The sequence below is a fragment of the Xenorhabdus yunnanensis genome (assembly GCF_028598805.1).
Taxonomy (GTDB): domain Bacteria; phylum Pseudomonadota; class Gammaproteobacteria; order Enterobacterales; family Enterobacteriaceae; genus Xenorhabdus; species Xenorhabdus yunnanensis.
The window spans coordinates 1-356 of sequence record NZ_JAQRFI010000265.1 but is presented as its reverse complement, the minus strand read 5'-3'; the positions used below and the strand labels follow the sequence as shown (position 1 = coordinate 356).

The window sequence follows — 356 nt, the reverse complement described above, 5'->3', positions numbered from 1 at the left end:
CCACGGTCATCGATTTTGGTGATTCGCTGGCAAACATGATCGATACGGATAAGACCGAATTTAAACCGGAAAATGGTGCCCTGAATAAGGAAGGTGACAGCACTGAAATCATCCTGAACCTGAAAGACAAAGACGGTCACCCTATTACTGGCGCAGCAGATAAAATCAAGCTGACCGATGACAAAAACGAACTGTACGGTCAGAACCCCAACCCGTCACTGGGTACGGTCAGGGAAGATCCGACAGGCAGCGGCATCTACAAAGCCAAGGTGACCGCCGGCAAGAAAAAAGGCCTCTGGAAAATCACGCCGACAGTAGACGGCAAGGCGCTGAAACCGACCAATATCACCTTTGGT

General features: G+C 50.3%; 1 protein-coding gene. It reads left to right on the top strand.

The features are described from left to right. Window positions 1-356: Ig-like domain-containing protein (locus PSI23_RS22175; RefSeq protein WP_273557066.1), on the top strand; the 356-nt coding region annotated here is incomplete at both ends.